General features: G+C 54.7%; 4 protein-coding genes. 1 reads left to right on the top strand and 3 read right to left on the bottom strand.

The window, feature by feature from the left end:
* Positions 1 to 67: 67 nt before the first annotated feature.
* The 3 genes from L1065_RS15865 to L1065_RS15600 form a co-directional block, all read right to left on the bottom strand.
* Positions 68 to 199, bottom strand: a complete 132-nt coding sequence (locus tag L1065_RS15865) for a hypothetical protein (RefSeq protein ID WP_255766541.1) — start codon at positions 197 to 199, stop codon at positions 68 to 70.
* On the bottom strand, positions 196 to 600 hold the full coding sequence (locus L1065_RS15605; RefSeq protein WP_237096440.1) for a hypothetical protein: 405 nt from the start codon (positions 598 to 600) through the stop codon (positions 196 to 198). The genes L1065_RS15865 and L1065_RS15605 overlap by 4 nt, the downstream gene beginning before the upstream one ends.
* A gap of 213 nt (positions 601 to 813) precedes the next feature.
* Entirely contained in the window at positions 814 to 1,122 is a 309-nt protein-coding gene (locus L1065_RS15600) for a hypothetical protein (protein WP_237096439.1), read from the bottom strand.
* Positions 1,123 to 1,278: 156 nt separating this feature from the next.
* Here L1065_RS15600 and mobV point away from each other — a divergent pair, with 156 nt between their 5' ends.
* Positions 1,279 to 2,838, top strand: coding sequence for a MobV family relaxase (gene mobV / locus L1065_RS15595; protein WP_237096438.1), 1,560 nt, complete (start codon positions 1,279 to 1,281; stop codon positions 2,836 to 2,838).
* The last annotated feature ends 59 nt before the right edge of the window (positions 2,839 to 2,897 follow it).

Raw genomic sequence — 2,897 nt, 5'->3', positions numbered from 1 at the left:
ACGCAGATACCACCGCACCGCGCAAAGAATGATGTCACGTGGGAAACGATGATGCTTGAACGGTGACTTACGCGGCATGATCGACCTCAAAAGCACAACCGTGGCCAAAGTCCTCGGTTAATGCAACAGTCCCCGTGGTCGCGATAGGCCTTTCGTTGCGTGCTTTTTTGGCCCATGCCGCGCTATCATACCGCGTCATTGAAGCGCCTCAGGAAACAAATCGCCCAGATAAATTTGCGTTGCCTCTGTCACGTTCCCCGGCCCCACAGCCCAGCGATCTGGGTTCTCAAATTCAAAAAGCACCTTGAGTTCGCGATCAACGGCACGAACGCCCACTTTGATGGCCACAGGGTTGTTCTCATCGTCGTCCGTCGCAACTTGCCACAGCCTCGGAAAAATCGTTCTAACTTCGGTTTTGAAAGCCCGATCTTCCAAAAAATCACGCCCCAAGTTCGGACCAAACAGGAAGTTTTGGCGTGACGCATTACGCCCGTCCGTTGAGCGATACACATAGCCCGCATAGGACCAATCAGAAGATGTCTCGTTTGCCACGCGCAAGATCAGTTGCCCGATTTGTAAAACAATCTCGTCCCGTACCATCCTAGCTTCCTTCTATTGTCCCGTCGTCTCTGAATCGCACACGTTCAAAAGTTTGACCAGCCTCGTTCTGGAACTCGTGTTCGTTCATATGAATGCGTGTCCGCGTTCCATCCGGCGCAACTTCATAGACGCTATATTCGACGAACATCTGGTCCGGCCGCCGCATAGCCAGGGCGGCCTCGGCCCCGTGAGTTCTGCGGCAAAAAAGCTTGATCAGTCCGGCCCAGGGCGCTGTACGAGGTCGCTCAAAACGTGCCCAAAGCAGACATCGCGACCGGCTTCAGTGAGCCTAAGCACGACTACCTCGCCCGACTCTTCGCTCACTAAAAATCCCACTCCTTCCAGAGCACGGTATTCAGTGACAAGCCGATCCCGCGTCACGGTCAGCGCCAAATTATCGAGCCAGTCAAGAAGCACATCAATGCTCAACCGATAGCCAGGCGACTGCTCAAGCTGCTGCAAGATCGCCAGCGCCCGATGCCGCTTCTTGATCTCGTCCATCGGGTTCGGGGCGTTCTTCATGGCGGTGCGATCCTTCGCTGTCAGCGGTGTATTCGAGAGAAGTGAGTATGTGTATCCCCGCCTCTCTTGGTGGGCGAATGATAATTTGCTTGCGCAACGCGGAGACAAATTGTCTAGTGAGTTACACATACTCACTTCTCTTACCCGAGGTTACCCATGTCAGTTCAGCAGTTCAAGGTGTTTGATGAAGGTTGGTCCGAGATCAAGGGCAGTCGGTTTGGCCTCAGTGATGGTGGAAAATCTTACGCCATCCTGCGCGTGGCAAAGGTCAAAGCGATGGGCAATATGGCGGCCAGTTTGCAGCACACATTTCGGGAACGTGAGACTCCCAACGCTGACAGTGACCGGTTCCAAGACAACACCGTTTTGCTCGGAGCGGACAACAGTGCAGGTGTGATCGAGGCTTGGCGGGATCGTGCGCCAGAAAAAGTCCGCTCCAACGCTGTGCATGGGTTGGAGTACTTTGTCGGTGGCTCCCCTGCCCGTATGAACGCCATGAGCCGCGAAGAACAGGATGCGTATTTTGGCGATGCACTGGACTGGATCAAGCAAGAGCGCGGTGCCGAGAATGTGCTGTCGGCTGTTATCCACCGCGACGAAACAACGCCGCATATGTCCGTTATGACGATCCCGCTGGATGACAAAGAGCGCCTGAACGCCCGCGCCATTGTCGGCAACCGGGGCAAGCTCTCCCAGATGCAGACAGACTTCGCCACGCAGGTCAGTGAGCGACATGGGCTGGCACGCGGCGTGAAGGGCTCCACAGCGCGTCACGAGCGCGTCAAGCGGGTGTACGGGCAACATTTGCAGCTCGATAAGCCTGTGGCCCTCCCAGAGCGTGAGAAAGCCTCTCTGGGGCGCATCAGGGGCGAGAGCGATGAAGATTGGCACCTGAGAGCGACTTTGGTAGCTACAGACGCTGTGCAGGCCTCTACGCTGGCGCAGAAAGACGCTCTGAAAGATGCTGAAAGCAAGCTTGGAATGGCGCTAGATATGATCGCGCACCTCAAGGAGCTGGCCGTTACTGCCAAAACGCGGGCAGACGAAATGGCCCGCGAGTTGACGCGCCTCAAAAACGGCCTTGAGATTGTAGGTGGCGGTAAGGTTGGAAACCATGCTGTGGCACAGTTCGACACCATGGAAGCACGGATCAAGGATGGTGATCTGACCTTGGTCAAGGAAGCGGCAGATAATCCAAAGATGTTGCGGACCGTGAGAGACGTTTATGAAGCGACTACGCCGGATGGAACGCTTCTGAATGATGATCAGCGTCGGTTTGATAGTGCGTTGACCTCAACAGTGGACGCTATGGCTGCCGCCGGAAAATACCCAACGGATGATCTGGAACGGATCGCGGTTGGAAAACCCGCCCTGCCCTATTGCGAGAAAGCCCTTGAGCATGTTCGCGACGGTGGTCTGGGATCGCCGTTCACCAACAAGAGCGACGTATTGGTCTTTCGTGCTGAAGTTGAAGCCACACTCTCAGCAGATGCCCTTGATGCTCTTTGGAACGGTGAAGTGGATGGCGTCTCAGTCTTGTTTGATGAACCTGTGACAAACCTTGAAGCTATACGTTTCGCTCTCACCTATCTCGATGATGCCGGTATTCATTCTCAGCATTCCGTCCGTCTCGACTTGATCGAACGTATGGAAGATGTGCGGACCGATAAGCAGAATGAGCGGTTGGTCGATCAGGAACCGGGGGTTAGGCACTGATGGTTTTTACCAACTATGGGTTTTGATCGGACATCTGAGAGAGTTAAATAGTGTTAGAA

This window comes from Nereida sp. MMG025 (assembly GCF_021654165.1).
GTDB lineage: Bacteria > Pseudomonadota > Alphaproteobacteria > Rhodobacterales > Rhodobacteraceae > Nereida.
The sequence above is the reverse complement of the archived record's forward strand: the minus strand, read 5'-3'. Positions and strand labels throughout refer to the sequence as shown.

What these genes read in the sequence shown, in the direction of transcription:
- L1065_RS15865 (WP_255766541.1), bottom strand. Translation starts at nt 199, where the DNA reads ATGACGCGGTATGATAGCGCGGCATGGGCCAAAAAAGCACGCAACGAA.
- L1065_RS15605 (WP_237096440.1), bottom strand. Translation starts at nt 600, where the DNA reads ATGGTACGGGACGAGATTGTTTTACAAATCGGGCAACTGATCTTGCGC.
- L1065_RS15600 (WP_237096439.1), bottom strand. Translation starts at nt 1,122, where the DNA reads ATGAAGAACGCCCCGAACCCGATGGACGAGATCAAGAAGCGGCATCGG.
- mobV (WP_237096438.1), top strand. Translation starts at nt 1,279, where the DNA reads ATGTCAGTTCAGCAGTTCAAGGTGTTTGATGAAGGTTGGTCCGAGATC.